This window comes from Nesterenkonia sandarakina (genome assembly GCF_014138825.1).
GTDB classification, from domain to species: Bacteria; Actinomycetota; Actinomycetes; order Actinomycetales; family Micrococcaceae; genus Nesterenkonia; species Nesterenkonia sandarakina.
The window spans coordinates 1,381,867-1,401,040 of sequence record NZ_JACJIH010000001.1; the positions used below are offsets into that span (position 1 = coordinate 1,381,867).

The following is a 19,174-nucleotide window of genomic DNA, read 5'->3' on the forward strand; positions in this document are numbered from 1 at the left end:
CATGGATCGCTGATAGAGGCACGACACCCCAACGTTGGATGAAGGCGTTGAGGGCTTGTTTTCTAACGTGGATGCCGAGCATGACCCGCCCACCGACTCTTTGGACTGGATGACTGACTGCCACAGGCGTCGTGCCCGCGGTGGTGACGAGATCCGCAACGATGGGAGCCCGCCATGGCTTTTGATCTGCGCAGTTTCGCCCTCTTCATCGGCCTCGACGTGGGTAAATCGGAACATCACGCCACGGCCCTGACCCGTGACGGGGAGAAGGTCTACGACAAACCTCTGCCCAACGACGAGACTCGGCTTAGGGAACTCTTCGCCGGGCTGACCGGTGAGCATGGCGCAGCGCTGGTGATCGTGGATCAACCAGCCACGATCGGAGCCCTGCCCGTGGCAGTCGCCCAAGCCGTGCCTGGCATTGAGATCGCCTACCTGCCGGGGCTCACGATGCGCAGGATGGCGGATCTGCACGCCGGATCAGCCAAGACCGATGCCCGCGACGCGTTCATCATTGCCGAGACCGCTCGCACGATGCCCGCCGCGCTGCGTTCGATCGCGGTCTCAGATGAACAGGTCGCTGAACTCGCCGTGCTGGCTGGGTTCGATGATGACCTGCTGGGCCAGATGACCGCGGCCAGGAACCGGCTGCGCGGACTGCTCACTCAGATCCATCCCGCCCTGGAACGAGCAATGGGACCGCATCTGCATCAGGTAGGGGTCCTCGACGCGTTGGTCACCTGGCCGACCCCGCAACGACTCAAGAGCGCGGGGCGGGGTCATGTGCGCAATCGGATCAAGAAGCACAACCCACGATTGGCCGAGCGGGTCACTGAGGAGATCTTCTCGGCTCTGGAGGCCCAGACCGTGGTGGTCGCCGGCACCGGGGCGGCCGCGACGATCGTGCCGATCCTGGCGAGTCAGCTACAAGACCTGACCCGGCAGCGGGCCGGGGTTCTGGCCCAGGTCGAGGCTCTTGTGGAGGCCCACCCTCTTTACCGGGTCCTGACTTCGATGCCCGGAATCGGGGTCAGGACCGCTGCCAGGATCCTCACCAAAGTCGTGGGCAAGGACTTCAAAACGGCAGGCCATCTGGCCTCCTACGCCGGGATTGCGCCCACGACCAGGCGTTCCGGGACTTCCATTCGTGGGGAGTTCGCCAACCGCGGCGGGAACAAGCGGCTGAAATCGAGTCTCTACAACTCAGCGTTCGCGGCCCTGCACCACCCGCCCTCGAGGGCCTACTACGACCGGAAGGTCGCCGAAGGAAAGCGGCACAAGCAGGCCATCATCGCGCTGGCGCGGCGCCGTTTGGACACGCTCTATGCGATGCTGCGCGACGGGACTCTCTACCAAGACCCAGCCGCCCCGATCGCATCAGAACACTCCCTGGCGGCTTGACTAAAACCATAGAGGCACCCCCCCCGATTATCTCGACACATTCGTTGGTGCCGACCTGACCTGCGCATATCATGTGTCCTACGCCGCTGACGGTGGCGTCTTGAACCCACCAGGGGGTCACGCGCGTGAAAGCCAAAACCGCGGCGGTCGTGCTCGGCCGCGAACCGGAGCGCGCCAAGGTGCTGCGCGCGATCTACAGCACCCTCGCCGGTCGCAGCGCCGTCTGCCTGCTCGAAGGCACGATCGGCTCAGGCAAGTCAGCCCTGGCCGCTGAGGCCCGCGGCCGCGCAGAGGCCGCTGGACTCAGGATCGTCTCGGTCACGGATCTCTCCGCGACCCTGGATCTGCCCGAGGCCCTGGAGCAGCACGGCCCCGGGCCGCACTGTGTGGTCGCCGATGACCTGCACCGGGCATCGGCGAAGACCAAGCAGGCCCTGGATCGGCTGGTGGAGCAGGGCTCCCGGGCGCCGGGCGCCGCCCCACCGGTGCTGCTGCTGGCCACCGCCTCCCCGACCACCGATCCGCTGGTGCGCCGGCTCGCCAAGCTCGCCGCGCACACCGGCACCCGGATCACGCTGCGCGGGATCCCGCAGCCTGAGCTGGCGAAGCTGCTGGGGCAGCACGGGCATCACCTGAGCGAGCCGCTGCTCTCCGCCACGCATCGACGCGCCGCGGGCAACCCCGGGATCGCGCTGCGACTGATGAGCGCGGGCCTGGATGTGGCCGCCGTCGAGGCCTCCACGATCCCGCAGTCCTATCTGGAACCGGAGATCACCGGTCTGGAACCATGCCTGCGCACCTTCCTGGAGGTCCTCGCGCTGGACTCCGGGGGCTCCCGAGCCGAGATCGCGGCCGAGGCGGCGATCCTCGCGCTGCGCGCGGCCCGCCTGGACCTGCTCACCCCGCCGGAGCCCGGCGACCTGGTCGAGGCGCTGAGCCCGATCCTCTCCGGAAACGGCCAGGAGGTGCACCTGGCGGACCAGGCCTGGCGAGAGGCGGCGGTGGCGCTGATCGAACCGGTGCACCGGCGGCAGCTGCACAAGCTCCTGGCGGAGCGCACCACCGGGCTGCCGCGCGCCCGGCACCTCTGCGCCGCCGCTGCCCAGATGGACCCCACGCTCGGTGATGCCCTGGAGGCGCAGGGGCTGCAGGCGCTGGACGCCGGTGACTACTCGGCCAGCGCCGAATACCTGGCTCTTGCCATGAGCGTCAGCCATGGCGACGAACGACGACGCCGGATGGTCTCGGCCAGCCTCACCGTGGGCATCGCCGAGAACCCCGGAGGCGTCGTGGAGCTCTTCGCCGAGATCGAGCTGCTCGAGGACCCGATCCTGATCTCTTTCTTCCAAGCCGGGCTGGCGTTCTTCACCGGCGAGCTCGCCCAGGCCCGCCGCCTGCTCCTGGGTGTGCTGCGCAGTCCCGGCGCGCCGGAAGACCTCGAAGACCTCACCCGCTGGCGGATGCTGATCCTGCTGTGCACCGTGGAGATCGCCTCCGCCGAGGAACAGGCGGCGCAGGCCGCGGTCGCCGAGCTGCGAGAGCTCGACGTCGAACTGGTCTCCCCCATCGACCGGGTGCTCAGCCGGCTGCTGGTGATGCATGAGGTCTACGCCCTGTGGAACACCGGAGCCATCGAGGAGACGATCACTCGGCTCGATGTCTTCCTGATCGAGGCCGCCGGCACCGCAGAACACACCGACGCGCTGTACTTCCGGGGCCGGGCGCACTACTACGCCGGGCACACCGCGGCCGCGCTGGATGACCTGGAGCGGGCCGAGGCTGGCCGGCACCACCGTGTGGTCCCGGCCGCGGCTCAGCGCGGGATGGCGGAGCAGGCCATGATCGATTTCCAGCTGGGACGCTGGACCGACGCGATCCTGCGCGCGGAGCGGGTGATCGCGATGGCACGCACCAGTCAGGACTGGCGCGGCCTGGCCAGCTCGCATGCCGTGCTGGCCATGGTCGCCGTCGCCCACGCCGATGAGACCGCCGCCGCGGAGCACACGGATTGGCTGGCCCACCACGTGACCACCGCGAGCGCGCTGCCGCTGTACAACGTGATGATCGCGATGGCGTGGACTGCCCGGATGTCCGGGGATCATGAGCGCGCGCTGCAGGTGATCGCGGACTTCCGGCGCAGCCGGCTCAACAGCTGGTCCGATGCCGTGGGGCTCATCGGGTGGCGGGCACTCGAGCTCGATGCCCTCCTGGACTCCGAGAAGAACCTCTCGGCGGCGAAGCTGGCGGAGGCGGAGCGGCTTCTGGAGACGTTCTCGCAGAAGGTGGCGCTGCGCCCCGGGCTGCCGCTGCCCTTCGGCCACCCGGTGGCGGTGCGGGCGAAGCTGGCCGCTCGGCGGGGTGACCTGGTGCGCGCCGTGGCAGATTACCGGGCCGCGATCTGGCTCTCCACCGACTTCCCGCACACCCGGGCCCGGATGCACCACCTGCTCGGTGTGACCCACCGGGAACGCGGCGAGCACATCGAGGCCGACGAGCAGCTCGAAGCGGCGCGGGACATCTTCGCCCAGCTCGGCGCCTCCCCCGAACTGACCGCGGTGAAGGGCCGGCTTCTGGCGGTGGCCGGCCGCTACGCCTCGCTGACCCCGCGGGAGCGCGACATCGCTCACCTGATCTCGCAGGGCCGGACCAACCAGGAGATCTCCGAGGGCCTGTTCGTCTCGAAGAAGACCGTGGAGTATCACGTCTCGAACCTGCTGCCGAAGCTGGGGATGGGGTCCCGGCGCGAGCTCTGGACCGCCGCGGCGGTGGCCTCCCAGCGCACCAGCCCGCCGGCCCAGACACCGGGGTTCTCCCCCGGCGTCCGGGCCTGAGCGGCAGCTTCCTGCCAGGCGGTGCACGAACCCTTGAGGTTCAGCTCCTCGGCGGGCTGCCCACCTGGTCAGCGCTGGGGCCTACTCGAGGTCCTGCTCGACGTCCTCGGCGCTCAGCGGCACCCAGGGGGAGCTGTCCGGGTCGACCTGTGAGGCGTCCGGGCTGTCCCCCTCGGTCCACCATTTCGCCTCATAGGGGGTTCCTTCGGAGAGCACCCGGTCGCCCTTCTCGTAGGCCGACGACCCCTTCCACTCCGGGTAGGTTCCCTTCTCCACGGTGAACACCGGCATCGGGGTCTCTCCAGGCATCACCGGACCGATCAGCTCCCACGGGGTGTCCCAGGCCTCCAGGACGGGGTTGTCCGGAAGCTCCCCGCGGGTCCACCACTTCGCCTCATAGACGTTGCGGTGCCAGACGATCTTGCTGCCTTCGAGGTAGGAGGCCTCTTCGTTCCAGATCGGGTAGGGGCTGGTCTCGGGATCATCCTCGGCCGGTGCCGCCGCGGCCGGATCCGGCTCGGTCGTCGCCGAGGCCGCCTCGGCGGCGTGTCCGGAGTAGCCCTGGCTGAGCAGCTCCGAGAAGCGCGCATCCCCCTGATCGACTCCGCTGCAGGCATCCGAGACCCGCGAGGTGTCCGGGTAGTTCGACCCGCAGGTCACGTCGCGGTTCAGCGACCACATCGAGACCCGTCCGATGCCGTTTTCCACCGCGAACTCGTTGAACCGCTGCGCGTCCTCGAGCGTGAAGACCTCATCGACCACATCGTTCTGCCCGATCATCGGGGTCGCGCCGAGCTTGCCCCAGAGTGCGGCGCTGCTCAGCGGCAGGCCCGCCTGTTCGTAGATGATGCCCAGCTGGCGGTGCGTGGAGCGCATGGCCGCCGCGGAGGCGTCGAACATCGAGCGCGCGTCCCGCGCCTGCCCGTAGTTCATCGTCATCAGGTTCACCCCGGCCAGGTCCGTCCCGGACTCGAGCATCGCGATCACCACGTCTCGACCCTCACTGGTGAGTCCGCTGGGGATCACCGGCAGCGTGAGCCAGACCGCGAGCGGCTTGCCCTCGGCGCTGAGCTCCTCCTGGAGCAGCGCCACGGCCTGGGCGCGGAGCTTGACGCTCGCCGGGTCCTGCAGCGCGGGCCCCTCGATGTCCAGGTCGATGGTGTCCAGGTCATAGCGCTCGATCACTTCCCGGTAGGCTCCGGCGAGCTCCTCGGGGGACTCGCACACCGTCGCCAGCTCCTGGTTCAGGGCCCCGCCGAAGGAGACCACGACCCCGGAGCCCTGTTCGCGCAGCCGCTGGATCCGGCGGTCCAGGTCGAGCTCTGCACCGGCTTCATCCAGGCCGTAGTAGGTGCCCCAGCTGGGCGTGCAGGTGCCTTCCTCATCGGCCACGATGAAGGAGAGCACGACGTCGGAGACGTGGCCTTCGGAGTCGGCCGAGCCCTCTTCGAAGGCGTAGCTCGGGGTGGCGGTGACATCGACGTAGCCGGCGAACCATTCGGGCGCGGGTCCCTGGGTGGCGCGTGCCTCGTACATGCGTGCTCCTAGCACTCCGGCCACCACGGTGGCCAGGACGATGATGACGGCGAGGCTGACTCGCCACGGGGAGAGTCGTGCGGTGGAGCTCATGCCTTGGCCTCCTGGGCGCTGCGTGGGTCATCTGCCGGCGGCGTCGCCACGGACAGCGGCTGGAAGGTGAGTTTGTGACTGGTCAAGGGGTGCAGCACCGCCGGGGAGGCCGCGACGGGGAAGCCGCGCGGTGCCAGCGCGATGCTGGCTGCCTCCTTGCCTGCCGCCGTCCTGCTGGCGGCTCCCGTCTTGGCGGCTCCATTCGAGGCGGTCCCCCTCTGAGCGGTCGCCTTCTGCCCGGTCGCCTGCTGAGTGGTGCCGCGCAGCGTCGGTCCCAGGCTTGCCCGTCCCCGGGAGGCCGGTGCCCGGTGTCCCGACGCTGCGCCCTGCCGGGAGGCCGAGCTGGCCCCGAGGGTGCCCTCATCCAGCACGGCGCGCCAGTCCAGGGTCTCCTCCTGGGGTTCGTTGGAGGCGGCCTTGCGCCGGCCGCCCCGGGTGCGCTTGGAGGCCTTGGGCTGCTCGACGTAGAACCAGCCGCGGATCGCCAGGGCCACATCCACCAGCGCGTTGACGGCTCCGATGTAGGCGATGAACGCCCAGGCGCCCCAGAAGGCGTTGAAGGCGGCGAAGGCGGCGTTGCCCCAGTTCTGCTGGCCGATGTCGCGCCACAGGGTGAGCAGCGAGAACGCGACGATCAGCACCGGCGCCAGCGCGTAGAGCCAGGGAGCAGCGGTCCGGTCCTTGACCTTCGGGGTCCGGGCGAAGGGGATCTTCTCCCCGGTCAGCGCCTGCTGCAGCGACTTGATCACCCCGGCCAGGTTGACCGGGAGCAGGATCAGGTTGAACCCGTAGATCCGGAAGATGTCGGAGAACTTGTACCCGCACTCCCGCAGGTCCGCCCCCATGGTCAGGAAGTAGGGCACGGCCGCGAGCAGGATCAGCGGGCTGAGCAGTCGCGAGTCGTAGGGGTAGGCCAGCAGGAAGATCAGGCCCAGTGAGGCCCACGCGATCGAGGCCATGTAGTTCAGCCGCAGCAGCACCTCGGTCAGCCGGATCTGCTCACCCCGACGACGCCGAGCGCGCAGCTCCCGCACCAGCTTCGGCAGGATCAGCAGGCCCCCGTTGGCCCATCGGCGCCGCTGGACCACCAGCGAGCCGAAGTCGGGCGGGGTGGCGCTGTAGGAGAGCCGCTCGGGGTAGTTCATCAGTGTCCAGCCGTGGGTGCCGAGGTCGATGCTGGACTCGGTGTCCTCGATGACGGTGCGGTCCTGCACGAAGCGCTTGACCAGCACCCCGTTCTCCCAGCTGGTCTCCGCGATGTCCTGCAGCGCGGCGGTCCGGATGACCGCGTTCGCGCCCACCCAGAAGGTGGCTCCGGCGTGGCTCATCCCCTGGTGCAGCAGGTGCTGGATATCGGTGGTCGCCCCGGCCAGGCGCTCGATCCGGCTGCCGGCTCCGCGGAAGGAGGAGTACGGGGTCTGCGTGACGGCGATGCGTTCGTTCCCGGGCTGCTCGAGCAGGTGCACCAGTCGCAGGCAGTACTCCGGGAGCAGCAGCGAATCCGCGTCCAGGGTGAGCACGAACTCGGCATCCGGCACGCTGAGGTCGGGGGTCTCTCCGGGCTGGACGGGTCGCAGCGCGGTACCGGCGAAGCTCAGCTCCGCCTTGTACTCGCCACCGAGCAGCCCGAGGTAGGCGTTGAGGTTCATCGCTTTATTCGCCTCGTGGGAGAGGTTCGTGTAGGACTTGCGCTCGAAGCTGGAGAGCTTCGCGGTGAAGATCCAGGCCAGCCGGCGGTGCAGCTGCAGCATCCGCTCCGGGGCGGGGAGCTCCTGGGACTTCGCCGCCATGACCAGCGCGTCTGCGGTGGCCTCCAGCTCGGTGGCGAGGCTGCCCAGGACCTGGTCGCAGAAGAAATCGTCCACGTGATCCGCCCGGGATTCCTGGCTGGCCATCTGACGCAGCCAGCTTCCACCCCAGGAGTAGTGCCCGGCCAGGGTCAGCACCTGCAGCGAATTCACGTGCTGACCCTGGGCCAGACCCATCTCATAGACGACCTGGGCGTCGGACATCCGGGTCCCAGGCTTCTTCAGAGCGGCTTCGATCTCCGCAGAGAGGCTTCTGGTCTGCTCCAGCGCGGGACTCTGCGAGTCCGGGGCGTCGTCGATGAGCAGCGCCACGTGGATCTCGGGGTACTCCTGCAGCGCCGCCGACCACAGGGTCTGGCGCACCACGCCCGGCTCCTCGGCGTAGGAGGGCACCAGGACGACCATCGGGGCATCGTTCTCGGACCGCTGGGAGACGGCGCTGTGCCCGCTGAAGTGCGCGTCCAGCTCGGCCCGCGAGGTTCTGCGGTGTGCGCGGAAGCGCAGCAGCGCACCGTGCCGAGCCACCAGGTACATCAGGGCGGAGAAGGTCAGCATCGTGACCACCATCAGGTAGCCCACGGTCTCCATGGTGAAGCGGAAGTTCTGCGATCCGTACTCCAGGAACTGCCAGAGCACCGTGCTGACCACGTAGCCGATCCAGGCCAGGCCGGTGGTCAGGATCGCCAGCCGGCTCAGCACGATCCGACGCAGACTGGGCCGGGGGTGGACCACCGGCAGCGGCTCGGTGCGACGTTCGGCCCCGAGCTGGCGGCGTCGTCGGGGGCTCTTCGCGGCCTCGGCGGAGCTCGAAGCGGCGGCGGCTTCGCGGCGGGAGGAGCGAGAGCTGGAGGCCGACCGGGCCGAGCTGGGGGGAACAGACATGGGGAGACATCCTCAGGCTCAGGCAGGGGGACCTGCGAAGAGGGTGGGTCCGCCGGTGAACGGTCCGGCGGACCCTGGTGCGATATAGAGACTATTGTCTATACCCGGTGCCCGACCCTGGGGTCCCACCCTAGGGTTTCACCGACTGGCGGACCGATGTCCGAATTAGTTGCCCCAGGAAAACTCCTGCTCGGTGTATTCTCAGCCCCATGACTGTGAGCCAGACAACACCGCCGGCAACCGAGGAATTCCCCCAGGGCACGGGCACCACCCGACCCAGCGGGCTGCGCTGGGGCATCCTGGCCACCGGATTCATCGCCGGGCAGTTCACCGCAGACGCCCTGCTCGCCGGGCTCAACGTGCGCGCCGTGGGCTCGCGCTCGCTGGAGTCCGCGCAGCGCTTCGCCACCACCTACGGGATCCCCCGCGCCCACGAGAGCTATCAGGCGCTGGTGGCGGACCCGGAAGTGGACATCGTCTACGTGGCCACTCCGCATCCGATGCACCGCGAGACCGCCGGGATGGCCCTGGAGGCGGGCAAACACGTGCTCGTGGAGAAGCCGTTCACGCTCAACCGGGCCGAGGCCGTGGAGCTGCGCGAGATCGCCGCGCGCCGGGGGCTGCTGGTCATGGAGGCGATGTGGACCCGGTACCTGCCGCATATGCGCCGGATCCACGAGATCATCGATGCCGGGGGCATCGGGGAGGTCCGCACCGTGTTCGCGGACCACACCCAGTCGCTGCCCACGGACCCGGAGCACCGGATCAACGCCCTGGAGCTCGGCGGGGGTGCCCTCCTGGACCTGGGCGTCTACCCGGTCTCCTTCGCCTGGGACATCCTCGGTGAGCCGATCAGCATCCAGGCGGCCGCACACTTCGGCGCCACCGGCGCGGACACCGAGGTCGCCACCGTGATGACTCACCTCTCCGGGGCACTCTCGACGACGACGACCTCCTCGCGCGCGAAGGGTCCCAACACCGCCCATATCGTGGGCTCCGAGGGCCGGATCGACATCGATGGTGTCTGGTACACCTCTGCCGACTTCAGCCACCGCGCCGCCGACGGCACACTCGTGGAACGCTACGAGTCCCCCCGGCAGGGCGTGGGCATGCAGCATCAGGCGCTCGCCGCCGAGGACTATGTGACCCGCGGCGCGCTCACCGGAGAGCGGCTCAGCGTAGACGACTCGGTGCGGATCATGGGCACTCTGGACGAGATCCGGTCGCAGATCGGTCTGCGCTACCCGGGCGAGCCCCGCCTGCGCTGAGCTTCGGCTGCGCTGAGTCTCGTCCCACATGAGGCCCGGCCCGGGGCGGGTCTCGTCTTGTCGGGGCCCGCGCCGGGTCTCATCTTCCGCTGAGCCTCGTCTTGCGCTGGGTCTCGTCTTGCGCTGCGGCTCAGCTGCGCTGGGCGGTGACCTCCGGAGTGTGCAGCCGCTGCATGACCGCCTCGGTGTGGCCCGGCGGCTGCCCGGGTCCGAACCGGCTGACCAGCACGGTCACAAAGAAGGCCAGCGGGACGCACCACAGCGCCGGTGAGACCAGCAGCTGCAGCGGCCCGTCCTGGACCGGGCCCTCCCCCAGGGCAAGTCCCAGCACCTGGGCGAGGAGCGCGCTGAGCGCACCGACCAGCATGCCCCAGAACGCCCCCTGGGCGGTGAGCCCGCGCCACCACACCCCGAGCAGCATCACCGGAGCCAGCGCCGAGGCGGTGAACGTGAAGACCATCGCCACCGCGCCGGCCAGGGCAAGCTCGGAGGTCGCAGAGCCCACCACCAGCGGCACGGCGATCGCCAGCAGCGCACCGAGCCGGAACCCGCGCACCGTGCCGGAGAAGAACTCCTGGGAGAGCACCCCGGAGACCGAGACCACCAGGCCCGAGGTGGTGGAGAGAAACGCAGCGAAGGCTCCCCCGGCGATCAGCGCGGTGAGCATATCGCTGGCGAGACCGTCGAAGACCGCCGAGGGCAGCCGGAGGATGGCGGTGTCGTGGCTGAGGCCCCCGGTCCCGGCGAGCTCACCGGCCGCCGTCGCCGTGCCCCAGACCATCCGGGCGATCACGCCGAGCACCACCGGCAGCAGGTAGAACAGTGCGAGCAGGCCCAGCAGGAAGGTGGTGGTGCGGCGGGCGGCGCCGCCGTCTGGGTTGGTGTAGAAGCGGACCAGCACGTGGGGCAACCCAAGGGTTCCCATCATCAGTGCCACCAGCACCGAGAGGCTGCGTGAGAGCTCACCCCAGGCATCGCTCGGCGCCCCCGATGCCGCCAGCCCCGCCGACCAGGCGCCATGGAACTCTGGCAGCTCCAGCCGGTCCCAGATCCCGACCTGGAGCAGGATGAAGATGGTGGGCACCAGCAGAGCAGTGAGCTTGACCCAGTACTGCACCGCCTGCGCGAGGGTCACCGAGCGCATCCCCCCGGTGAGCACCACGAAGAGCACCACCAGGGCGACCAGCAGCGGCCCCACCCAGCCGGGTGCCCCGCCGGTGGCGGAGAGCGCGATGGAGGCCCCGTGCAGCTGCGGCACGATGTAGAGCCAGCCCGCGGCGACCACCACGATCACCGTCATGCGGCGCATCAGCGCGGAACGGAAGCGCAGCACCACGAAGTCCGGGATCGTGTAGGCCCCGGATCTGCGCAGCGGCGCGGCCATGAAGAGCAGCACGATGAGGAATCCTGCGGTGTAGCCCACCGGGAACCACAGTCCGTAGGTCCCGTGCGCCAGGATCAGGCCTGCCACCCCGAGGAAGCTGGCTGCGGAGAGGAACTCCCCGGCGATCGCCGAGGCGTTCATCCACGGCGGGACCCGGCGCGAGGCCACGAAGAAGTCCCCGGTGCTGCGGGAGAATCCGGGCCCGCCCAGCAGAAGGGTCACCGCGCACACCAGGGCGACGGCGCCCAGCACGGTGATCTGCTCCCCGGTCACCGGCCAGCCTGTTTCAACTGGAGTCCGAGCGTCTCGGCCCACAGCCGTTCGTTGGCCTCGGCGCGCCGGCGATACCAATAGGCCAGGCCCAGCAGGACCGGGAAGAACCCGACTCCGGGGACTGCCCAGGCCAGCGGGACGCCCCAGACCGTGAGCGCCCCTACGCCGGTGCTCACCAGCAGCAGCGCGACCAGCACCACCGTGCAGAAGAATCCGACGCCGAGGGTCAGTGCGAGCCGAAGCTGCGCCCGGATCAGGCAGCGCACCGCGTGGGAGCGCTGATCCGAGTCCTGTCCTGCGCTGCGCGCGTGATCGGCGGCCTGCTCCCGGGTCAGCAGGGCTTCCCGGACCGTGGGCACCGACTGCGGACCGTGGACTGGAACCCGCCGGACGGCGGAGCCGGGGGTGCGGGGCTGGGGTGGCTGGGGTGGCTGGGGCATCAGCGACCGGCTTCCAGGCGTTCGCGCACCTGCGGCATCAGGCGTCGACTGACCTCCAGCTCAGCGCCGGGGACTTCGATGATCATGTGCCCCTGCCTGCGGGTCACCTTCTGCACGTGCGCCACGTTGACCAGGGAGGATCGGTGGGTGCGCAGGAACCCATGCTCCTGCCACGCTTCGGCCAGCTCGGCCAGCGGGGTCCTCAGCAGGTAGGCCCCGGCAGGGGTGTGCAGCCGGGCATAATCCCCGTGCGCCTGGACCCAGCGGATGTCCTGCAGCGCGATCAGCACCGTGGAGTCACCCTGGAGCACCGAGACCCGGGGGGATTCCTGCCGCTCCTGCTCGGCGGACTCTCGCGCCGCCGTCGCACGGCGCAGCGCCTCGGCCAGGCGCTGCGCGCGCACCGGTTTGAGCAGGTAGTCCCGGGCCTCCAGCTCGAAGGCCTCCACTGCGGGATGGGCGTCTGCGGTCACGAAGATCACCTGCGGCCCGGGCCCGGCCTGAACTCCAGCTGATGACTGATCCCGCAGCCTCCGGGCCAGGCCGAGCCCGCTCATCCCGGGCATATGGATGTCCAGCAGCACCACATCGATGCGTCGCCGCTGAAGCTCCTGCTCGGCGCTGCGCGCATCGGTGGCGGTGAAGACCTCCCCGGCATGCGGCTCGGCGGCGAGCAGCCACGTCATCTGCGAGACCGCGAGCGGTTCATCGTCAACCACCAGGATGCTCAGACCCGGGGGACGCATAGCGACATCTGTCATGACGCTCCCAGATCCTCGCCTGGCTGCCGGGCCGGCGGGGACTGTGTCACCGGCTGACGCTGGGCGTTCGACGGCTCGGTCCGCACCGGGTCTGGCTGGAACTTCGGGACCCGCATGGAGACCTTCATCCCGGCTCCGGGGGCGGTCTCCACCACGAGCCCGGCAGCGGCGCCGTAGGCCTGGCGCAGTCGAAGATCCACATTGCGCACCCCGATGTGCGCATTGCTGGCCGCGCCGTGGAGCACCTGGCGGATCGCCTCCGGGTCCGCACCAGGACCGTCGTCCTCCACGCTGATCTCTGCATGGGTGGCGGTGTCCGCGGCGCGCAGCCAGACCGTCCCGGAGCCGGTGTCAGAGTCGACTCCGTGCCGCACCGCGTTCTCCACCAGGGGCTGCACGGCGAGGAAGGGGATCTGCACCCCGAGCACCTCCGGAGCGATCTGCAGCTTCACCTGGATCCGCTCCCCGAAGCGGGCCTTCTCCAGGAGCACATAGCTCTCCACGGCGGCGAGCTCCTCGCGCAATGTGGTGTACTCCCCCTCCGCGCGCAGGCTGTACCGGGTGAAATCAGCGAAGTCGAGCACCAGCTCCCGGGCCCGGACCGGGTCGGTGGGGATACTCGCGGCGATGGCGTTGAGGCTGTTGTAGATGAAATGCGGGGAGATCTGCGCGCGCAGCGACCGCAGCTCCGCCTCCACCAGCTGACGGCGCAGCGACTCCTCGGCCTCGCTGAGCTGTTCCCGGATCTCTGGAGAGATCACCGCCTGGCGCGCGGAGGCGGGGCCGGCGTCGTCGTCGTGGGTGCGGTAGAGCAGGACGGCAGCCAGCACCACCCCAGCCACCAGGGCCAGGGCGAGCACCAGGGGGCCGAGCTCTGCCAGGAAGTTCATCGCCCTCATCCTATGAGCCCGCGCACGGATCTGTTGCACAGCTCACGGCCGGTCCACCTCATACGAGGACGACCACTCATCGCTTATCCGGTGCCGCTCATCGCACAGACCAGCCACCAGCGCGACAGTGACCCGGATCACACTGCACTCTGGAGATACACCACCATGACCGAGGCCCGCTGCGGCGTGCCGACGCAATCCGAAGGAGTCGTCATGACACAGGTCGATGCCCCCAATGCGGGGCCTGTTGACTACCAGGAGGTGCAGGCGCGCGAAGACTTCCAGGAGCTTCGCAGGACGCATCGGAGCTTCGTGTTCCCGATGACCGCGTTCTTCCTCATCTGGTACATCGCATTCGTGCTGGTCGCCGCGTTCTTCCCCGACGTGATGGCGATCCCGGTCTGGGGGAACATCAACCTCGGCCTGGTGCTCGGACTCGCGCAGTTCCTCACCACGTTCGTGATCACCGGACTCTACGTCTGGTTCAGCAACTCAAAGATGGACCCCAAATCCTCGGCGCTGCGCACCGAGCTCGAAGCCCGGGGCGCGGGCCTTCCTGAGGAGGAGAAGCACTGATGAACTCCCTGATCAACGCAACCAGCTCCGAGGCGGCCGGGCTGCCGCTGGCCACCGCGGCCGCAGAGGCCGGCTCCGACGTGGGCAGCCCCCTGGCGAACATCGCGATCTTCCTGGTCTTCGTCGGCGTCACGCTGTTCTTCGTGATCCGTGCATCGAAGAACACCAGCACCGCCGCTGACTACTACGCCGGCGGACGCTCCTTCTCAGGCACCCAGAACGGCACGGCGATCGCCGGGGACTACCTCTCCGCGGCCTCCTTCCTGGGCATCGTGGGCGCCATCGCGATCTACGGATACGACGGCTTCCTCTACTCCATCGGCTTCCTCGTGGCCTGGCTGATCGCCCTGCTGCTGGTCGCCGAGCTGATGCGCAACACCGGCAAGTTCACCATGGCCGACGTGCTCAGCTTCCGTCTGCGCCAGCAGCCGGTCCGGATCGCCGCGGCGATCTCCACCCTGGCGGTCTGCCTGTTCTACCTGCTGGCCCAGATGGCCGGCGCCGGAGCGCTGGTCTCGCTGCTGCTGGGCATCGACAGCGGGATCGGCCAGTCGCTGATCATCGCCGTGGTCGGCGCGCTGATGATCTTCTACGTCTTCATCGGCGGCATGAAGGGCACCACCTGGGTGCAGATCATCAAGGCCACCCTGCTGATCGCGGGCTCCGCGGTGATGACCATCTGGGTGCTGGCCCTCTACGGCTTCAACTTCTCCGAGCTGCTCGGCGGCGCGGTGGAGAACACCGGCGAGGCTGCTCTGCTCGAACCGGGCCTGCAGTACGGCGCCGACCTGTTCACCAAGCTGGACTTCATGTCCCTGGGCATCGCCCTGGTGCTGGGCACCGCCGCCCTGCCGCACGTGCTGATCCGCTTCTACACGGTGCCCACCGCCAAGGACGCACGCAAGTCTGTGGTGGTCGCCATCGCCCTGATCGGCGCGTTCTACCTGTTCACCCTGGTGCTGGGCTACGGCGCAGCAGCCCTGCTGGACACCGAGACGATCCTCGCGGCGCCGGGCGGTCAGAACTCAGCGGCACCGCTGCTGGCCTACGAACTCGGCGGAACCTTCCTGCTGGGCTTCATCGCCGCCGTCGCCTTCGCCACCATCCTTGCGGTGGTCGCCGGGCTGACCATCACGGCCTCGGCCTCCTTCGCCCACGACGTCTACGCCCAGGTCATCAAGAAGGGCAAGATCGACTCCGCCGGTGAGGTCAAGGCCGCGAAGATGACCGTGATCGTGGTCGGGATCCTCGCGATCCTCGGCGGGATCGGGGCCCAGGGTCAGAACGTGGCCTTCCTGGTGGCGCTGGCCTTCGCGGTGGCCGCCTCGGCGAACCTGCCGACCATCCTGTACTCGTTGTTCTGGAAGCGCTTCACCACCCGTGGCGCGCTGTGGTCGATGTATGGCGGGCTGGGTTCGGCGCTGCTGCTGATCGCGTTCTCCCCCGTGGTCTGGGGCCGGGACACCTCCTTCTTCCCCGATGTAGACCTGGCGCTGTACCCGCTGACCAACCCCGGGCTGGTCTCGATCCCGCTGGCCTTCCTGCTGGGCTGGATCGGCTCGCTGACCTCGAAGGTGGCGGAGGACCCGGCCAAGCAGGCCGAGATGGAGATCCGGTCCCTGACCGGCGTGGGAGCGGAGAAGGCCGTGGAACACTGACCTGATCCTCCCCTCCTCCCCCTTTCGTTGAGGGGCGGATTCTACGAGTGATTGAGGCCGGCATCGGCGTCAGATACTCGCAGAATCCGCCCCTCAGCGGTGTGTGGTGAAGCTTTCCGGACGCCAACCCCGCTGCACCAGCGCACGCTGGATGCGCTGGACCGCGAGGCGTCCCTGATCACTCATATGGTCTGCGGTGATCCTCACCTCGACCCAGCCCAGCTCCTCGGTGATCTCGCTGCGACGCACGTCCTTCCGCACGCTCAGCGGGGTGGAGTGGAAGTCCTCCCCCTCGTACTGGATTGAGACGCGGAACTCCGGGATGGCCAGGTCGGGCTCGAAGGAGGGATATCCAGTGGGATCCCGAATCACCGGGTTCACCAGTGGCTCGGGAAGGGCGGCGAGGTGCATGAAGTACCGCAACCGGGACTCCTGCGGGGAGTCGACGCCGACCCGGACCAGGACCACAGCCTCACGGACGTGCCGAATGCCCTTGGTGCGACCACGCACCCGCACAGCCTCACGCAGCTCGTCGATGCTCGCCAGCGGCCCACCGGTCTCGCCGAATTCGCGGCGCGGGGAACGCACCGCCTGATCACCCAGGAGCACCGCACGTTCGACGGCGCGGCCCGCTGATGCGCTCGCGGCTGCGCGCAGCGAGAGGTCCAACCAGGTCCAGGCCGGGCTGGTGACCCGGATTCCGTGAAGGTCGACGACGAACTGATCCGGGACCGTGATCCGGTGCCCCACCACCAGTTTGGGCCGCTGCACCCGCGGGCCGCCTGCAGGACTGCTCAGGTGGAACGGCGGGGCGACCTCCCCGGGAACCAGTCCCCAGAGCCGGGCTGCCGTCTCGAAGCTGACCACCCGTGGGGTGGCCTCGGTGAGCCCCTGCAGCAGCGCGCTGATCGGATCAGACTCCGGCTCCTGCGGCAGCCCTGTGCCGGAATACACGCCGTGCGCCAGTCGGCGCAGGAGGTCGTTCGCCCAGGAATGCTCGAGATCGCGGCGCGTCATACCCTCGGCATGGAGCCGCGCCCGTCGTCGTCCGTCTGATGGCACGAACATGGCGGGGCGACGACGGCCATCCTGGGATCTGCTCGGTGACTCCACGGAGTCAGTGCACACCGGCTCGCCGCCTCGCCGGGGGCCCAGGGCTTGGCTGTGGAGAGTCCCGGCGGAACCCGAGGCTGGGGATGAAGCGGCGAAACCGTGCCACACACGTTGAGGGGCGGAATCTGCGAGCATCTAGGGCCAAAAACCCCATGAGATACCCGCAGAATCCGCCCCTCAACGAAAGGGAAAGGTAAGGAGAGGCTGGGTCAGCCGACGGAAGCCATGATCTCGGTCATCTTGTCCAGGAATGCGTCCACCTGGGCCTCGTCGTAGCCGTTGTGGCCGTGGGCGCCGGAGAAGGTCATGGTGCGGACCTCGTCCACGCTCATCGGGTTCTCCCCGTCGAGGTACTGCTCGAGCTGGCGGCAGAGTTCGTCGACCTGTTCCTTGCGGTAGCCGTTGGAGGAGGAGTGTGCCGGTTCTCGGAAGCGTTTGCCGTCCGGGCGGGAGAGCCGTCCGCGCAGCGGCTCCGCGCGTTCGGCGAGCATCTCATACCAGGCGTCCTCGCCATGGGCGTCGATGTACTTGTCCCGCTCGGCGCCGGCGAACGCGTCCTCGAGCCGGTCCAGCGCGCCGTCGACCTCTGCGGGGTCATAGCCGCCGCCGGTCATCGAAAAGCTCACGTCACGGATCTCGGCCAGCGCCATGCCCTCGCCGGAGTCATAGGCCACGCGGGCGCGTGCCATGAATTCATCCACCTCGTCGCGGTGGTAACCCTGCTCGCCCTCGTTGAGGAGCGTGAAAAGTGCCGTCTCGTTCTGCGCCATGCTCATAAGCCTAGTGGAACACCACCGGTATCCCCGCTGAACGCCACGACCACGAAGAACGCGGTGGGCATTGCGAAGACCAGCGAATCCAGGCGATCCATCACTCCGCCGTGACCCGGAAGCAGCCGCGACATGTCCTTGATGCCGAGTTCGCGTTTGACCATCGACTCGGAGAAGTCCCCGGCGGTGGAGGCGACCACCACGGCCACGGCGAGCACCGCTCCGACGAAGAGCGGCTCATCGAAGATCAACCAGGAGGCCAGCACCCCGACACCGGAGGCCCCGAGCAGCGAGCCCGCGAAACCCTCCCAGGACTTCTTCGGGCTGATCTTCGGCGCCATCGGATGCTTCCCGAAGAAGACCCCGAAGATGTAGCCGAAGGTGTCGTTGGAGACCACCAGCAGCACGACGACGACGAGCCGCCAGTCGCCTTGGTCAAGGTTGAGCAGCAGCACCGCGAAGGACATCATGAACGGCACCCAGCTGGCCACGAACACCGAGGCCAGGATGGAACGACCGGGGTCGCGCACCTTCCAGAGCGCCGCGGCGACGATGATCGCCAGCCCGGTGGCCATCAGCGCCAGCGTCAGCGCTTCCACCCCGCCGAAGTAGGCGGCGGTGGGCATGGCCACGGCGCCGAGGAACAGCGGAATCTTCGGCAGTCGCAGCTGGTGTCCGTTGGGTGCCACCCGCGTCTCGAGGGCGCGGGCCACCTCCCAGACCCCCATGGAGAGCAGGATGGTCCAGACGAAGATCAGCAGCAGCTCGAAGAAGAAGATCCCCAGGAGTGCCGGGACCAGCAGGACGACACCGGTGATGATGGCTGCGGGCAGGTCCCTCCCAGCTTTGCCTGACATCAGACCTCGAGCAGCTCAGCTTCCTTGCGCTTGCTCATCTCGTCGATCTTCTCGACATAGGACTTGGTGAGGCTTTCGAGCTCCTTGGTGCCGCGCTCGCCGTCGTCCTTGCCGACCTCGCCGTCCTTGATGGCCTTCTCGATGATCTCCTTGGACTTGCGCCGGGTGTTGCGCACCGAGACCTTGTGGTCCTCGCCCTTGGACTTGATCAGCTTGACGTACTCCTTGCGGCGCTCCTCGGTGAGGTCCGGGATCGTGATCCGGATCTGCTTGCCGTCGTTGGAGGGGTTGGCCCCGATCTCAGAGTCAGAGAGGGCGCGCTCGATGTCGCGCATCGCTGAGATGTCGTAGGGGGTGATCAGGATGGTCTTGGCATCCGGGGTGGAGAAGGCTGCCAGCTGCTGCAGCGGGGTGGCGGCGCCGTAGTAATCCACCAGCACCCGGGAGTACAGCGCCGGGTTGGCGCGGCCGGTGCGCACGGTGCTGAAGTCGACCGAGGTGGCCTCGATGGCTCGCTCGAACTGCTCCTTGGCATCTGCCAGGGTCTCATCAATCACGGGGGTCTCCTTATGGGATGACGTTGTGGGAAGACGTTGCGGACTCAATAGAGGTCCAGTCTAGTCCGGGCCACCA

Annotated in this window: 15 protein-coding genes; 5 read left to right on the forward strand and 10 right to left on the reverse strand. The window is 68.5% G+C overall.

Annotated features, from left to right (window positions below):
• The first annotated feature begins 174 nt into the window (after window positions 1-174).
• Both HNR24_RS06265 and HNR24_RS14255 read left to right on the forward strand, forming a co-directional pair.
• Window positions 175-1,401, forward strand: a complete 1,227-nt coding sequence (locus HNR24_RS06265) for an IS110 family RNA-guided transposase (protein ID WP_182495337.1) — start codon at window positions 175-177, stop codon at window positions 1,399-1,401.
• Window positions 1,402-1,526: 125 nt separating this feature from the next.
• Window positions 1,527-4,232: a helix-turn-helix transcriptional regulator gene (locus tag HNR24_RS14255; RefSeq protein WP_157075422.1), complete on the forward strand. Its 2,706-nt coding sequence runs from the start codon at window positions 1,527-1,529 to the stop codon at window positions 4,230-4,232.
• Between the two features lie 81 nt (window positions 4,233-4,313).
• On the opposite strand, the gene HNR24_RS06275 is transcribed toward HNR24_RS14255, so the two are convergent.
• Window positions 4,314-5,861 carry a chitinase gene (locus HNR24_RS06275; RefSeq protein WP_182495338.1) on the reverse strand — a complete coding sequence of 516 codons (1,548 nt, stop codon included), beginning with the start codon at window positions 5,859-5,861 and terminating at the stop codon, window positions 4,314-4,316.
• Entirely contained in the window at window positions 5,858-8,551 is a 2,694-nt protein-coding gene (locus HNR24_RS06280; RefSeq protein WP_182495339.1) for a glycosyltransferase family 2 protein, read from the reverse strand. Before HNR24_RS06280 ends, HNR24_RS06275 begins: the two co-directional genes overlap by 4 nt.
• A gap of 209 nt (window positions 8,552-8,760) precedes the next feature.
• On the opposite strand from HNR24_RS06280, the gene HNR24_RS06285 reads away from it, so the two are divergent.
• Complete coding sequence (locus tag HNR24_RS06285; protein ID WP_182495340.1) at window positions 8,761-9,819, forward strand: Gfo/Idh/MocA family protein; 1,059 nt, start codon at window positions 8,761-8,763, stop codon at window positions 9,817-9,819.
• Between the two features lie 130 nt (window positions 9,820-9,949).
• Here HNR24_RS06285 and HNR24_RS06290 read toward each other — a convergent pair whose 3' ends face one another.
• Genes HNR24_RS06290 through HNR24_RS06305 form a run of 4 tightly spaced genes read right to left on the reverse strand, consistent with a single transcriptional unit; the run spans window position 9,950 to window position 13,567 of the window.
• On the reverse strand, window positions 9,950-11,476 hold the full coding sequence (locus HNR24_RS06290; protein ID WP_157075421.1) for a sodium/solute symporter: 1,527 nt from the start codon (window positions 11,474-11,476) through the stop codon (window positions 9,950-9,952).
• Window positions 11,473-11,916: a hypothetical protein gene (locus HNR24_RS06295; RefSeq protein WP_182495341.1), complete on the reverse strand. Its 444-nt coding sequence runs from the start codon at window positions 11,914-11,916 to the stop codon at window positions 11,473-11,475. The genes HNR24_RS06290 and HNR24_RS06295 overlap by 4 nt, the downstream gene beginning before the upstream one ends.
• Window positions 11,916-12,677: a LytR/AlgR family response regulator transcription factor gene (locus HNR24_RS06300; RefSeq protein ID WP_182495342.1), complete on the reverse strand. Its 762-nt coding sequence runs from the start codon at window positions 12,675-12,677 to the stop codon at window positions 11,916-11,918. Before HNR24_RS06300 ends, HNR24_RS06295 begins: the two co-directional genes overlap by 1 nt.
• The gene (locus HNR24_RS06305) at window positions 12,674-13,567 is read right to left on the reverse strand and encodes a sensor histidine kinase (protein WP_375139266.1); all 894 of its coding nucleotides are present in this window, start codon (window positions 13,565-13,567) and stop codon (window positions 12,674-12,676) included. Before HNR24_RS06305 ends, HNR24_RS06300 begins: the two co-directional genes overlap by 4 nt.
• A 213-nt stretch (window positions 13,568-13,780) precedes the next feature.
• On the opposite strand from HNR24_RS06305, the gene HNR24_RS06310 reads away from it, so the two are divergent.
• Both HNR24_RS06310 and HNR24_RS06315 read left to right on the forward strand, forming a co-directional pair.
• On the forward strand, window positions 13,781-14,143 hold the full coding sequence (locus HNR24_RS06310) for a DUF485 domain-containing protein (RefSeq protein WP_182495344.1): 363 nt from the start codon (window positions 13,781-13,783) through the stop codon (window positions 14,141-14,143).
• Window positions 14,143-15,801 carry a monocarboxylic acid transporter gene (locus HNR24_RS06315; RefSeq protein WP_058888508.1) on the forward strand — a complete coding sequence of 553 codons (1,659 nt, stop codon included), beginning with the start codon at window positions 14,143-14,145 and terminating at the stop codon, window positions 15,799-15,801. The genes HNR24_RS06310 and HNR24_RS06315 overlap by 1 nt, the downstream gene beginning before the upstream one ends.
• Window positions 15,802-15,894: 93 nt before the next feature.
• Here the strand turns inward: HNR24_RS06315 and HNR24_RS06320 are convergent, their stop codons facing one another.
• From HNR24_RS06320 to frr, 4 genes are all read right to left on the reverse strand, one after another.
• Window positions 15,895-16,914: a type IV toxin-antitoxin system AbiEi family antitoxin gene (locus tag HNR24_RS06320; protein ID WP_182495345.1), complete on the reverse strand. Its 1,020-nt coding sequence runs from the start codon at window positions 16,912-16,914 to the stop codon at window positions 15,895-15,897.
• Between the two features lie 209 nt (window positions 16,915-17,123).
• Window positions 17,124-17,684 carry a DivIVA domain-containing protein gene (locus HNR24_RS06325; RefSeq protein WP_058888506.1) on the reverse strand — a complete coding sequence of 187 codons (561 nt, stop codon included), beginning with the start codon at window positions 17,682-17,684 and terminating at the stop codon, window positions 17,124-17,126.
• Window positions 17,685-17,686: 2 nt separating this feature from the next.
• The gene (locus HNR24_RS06330) at window positions 17,687-18,541 is read right to left on the reverse strand and encodes a phosphatidate cytidylyltransferase (protein ID WP_182495346.1); all 855 of its coding nucleotides are present in this window, start codon (window positions 18,539-18,541) and stop codon (window positions 17,687-17,689) included.
• Entirely contained in the window at window positions 18,541-19,098 is a 558-nt protein-coding gene (gene frr / locus HNR24_RS06335; RefSeq protein WP_058888504.1) for a ribosome recycling factor, read from the reverse strand. The genes HNR24_RS06330 and frr overlap by 1 nt, the downstream gene beginning before the upstream one ends.
• Window positions 19,099-19,174 lie beyond the last annotated feature (76 nt).